This is a genomic window from Anaerolineales bacterium (genome assembly GCA_022866145.1).
Classification (GTDB): domain Bacteria; phylum Chloroflexota; class Anaerolineae; order Anaerolineales; family E44-bin32; genus PFL42.
Map to the genome: position 1 here is coordinate 1 of JALHUE010000358.1, position 1,787 is coordinate 1,787.

Genomic DNA, 1,787 nt, shown 5'->3' on the forward strand with positions numbered 1-1,787 from the left:
CAGCACCCCGCAGCGAAGCAGAAGGGTGCGGGAATCCAGAGGATTCTTCCCATCGGGCGATGCAGGTCGGCGTCGGCGTACCGTCGCCGGCGGCGTGTTGGGTGGGGCGGCCGCCACTCACGTGGCACCTCGCCTGGGTCCTTGCTTCCGCAGGGGCGACGGACGGGGCGCCTCACCTGGATGCATGCCCTCGGCCTCCTCCCGCTCCACTGCGAGCGCTCCCACTCGAACGTCAACGGGACCCGGCCGCCTGCCGGGTCCCGCGTTTCGGTCTTGCGCACGTAGTCTGCGCGTTACGATGCGTTACGATGCTGTGACTATTGTCCGGTCGCCGGGGGGATCGTCGCGGCAGGCGCGAGCGTCGGCAGCGGCAGCAGGTACGGATTGTCGCTCGGCACCAGCATCACCTGGATGCCCGGCGCCAGCCGCTGGATGTACTCATAGTTGAGCAAAGCCGGGTTGCTGCGCAGGGCAGCCCCGATCAGCTCGAGCGCCTTGGACTGGGCTTCGGCCTCGATCAGATTGGACTTGGCCTTGCCTTCGGCGTCGATCACCAGCGCATCGGCCCGGCCCTGCGCCGTCTGCCGGGCCTGCTCCGCTTCCTGCTTGCGCTGCTGGACTATCAGCTCCGCCTGCTGGGCCAACTGTTCGGCGATCTGCTTCTGCTCCACCGAGGCGGCGTACTCCGGCGAGAAGGTGATGTTACGCAGGATGAAATCGATCAGCACCAGGCCATTCTCCTGCATCTTCTCTGTCAGGGCGGTTTCCATGCTGGACTGGAAGTCATCTCGTCTGGAGGTCACGATCTCTTCGACGCCGTACTGCGAGGCGGTATCGCGGATAATGCCGCGCGCCTGGGGCCGGATGAGCTCGTCGACGTATCGGTTCTTCCAGTCGATGTGCACGCCGATGACCTCATTCGGGTCGATGGCGAAAATGACCGAGGCGTCAATGAACAACTCTTGCCCATCGGACGTTCGGGCTGTTACCGAGTCATCCCCCTGGACGGCGCCCTCCAACGGGGCAATCGACATCGTGTAGGACTGGCGCGAGATCGGGTAGAGGACGACGTTCTCAAAGAAGGGGACCACCCAGCGCAACCCTGGCTGGAGCGTCTCTTCCCGGTAGCCCTTGGGCGCCAGAGCGGAGATCACCACACCTCGCTCCTCCGGTTGGATGAAGACCAACCCGGCGGCGACGACCGTGAGCAAGATGGCGATGCCGACGATCGCTAAGACGACGGTGCCGGACTTACGGATCGGCTGGCCGCGCCCGGCCCGCATAACCGAGGTCGCAATCACCGCAATCGCCGCCAACCACGCCAGCGACGCCATCAATCGGACGACCTGTGCAACGTTCATTCAAGCCTCCTGGAAAACTCAACGATGAGCTGAAGTTTGAGACGATTATAGCAGGTGGCCCCCTGCTGTCGCCTGACGTTGCCCTGACCGGAGCGCCATGCTAGCATGCGCCCGTGCGTCGGATTCAGACAGTCATCCACTCGCTGGGCCTGGATGCCCTCGGCACGCCCGTTGTCCGCCTGCGCACGCCCGAGGCCTGGGTCGTCGCCCCGGGACAGGCCATCCTGGCCGATTTCCTCGGGGCCTCCGGTCTCCTCACGCCTGTGTTTCCCTGCGAGATCGAGCGCGGCCTGCTGGCACTCCCGGTCGATGCCAGCGGATGCCCGGCTCCGGGGGCTCGGCTCGACCTGTTCGGCCCAGTTGGGGTTGGCTTTCAGCCGCCGGCGGCGGCCCGCCGCTGGCTGCTCTCGAGCACCGAGGCCTCGC

Annotated in this window: 2 protein-coding genes; one reads left to right on the forward strand and one right to left on the reverse strand. The window is 65.9% G+C overall.

All coding sequences use genetic code 11. The annotated features are described in order from the left end of the window. Window positions 1–317: 317 nt before the first annotated feature. Window positions 318–1,361: a prohibitin family protein gene (locus MUO23_10955; GenBank protein MCJ7513474.1), complete on the reverse strand. Its 1,044-nt coding sequence runs from the start codon at window positions 1,359–1,361 to the stop codon at window positions 318–320. Window positions 1,362–1,474: 113 nt separating this feature from the next. Between MUO23_10955 and MUO23_10960 the strand changes: the two genes are divergently transcribed. Next, window positions 1,475–1,787 (forward strand): hypothetical protein (locus MUO23_10960; protein MCJ7513475.1); only part of this gene is annotated, 313 nt, incomplete at its 3' end.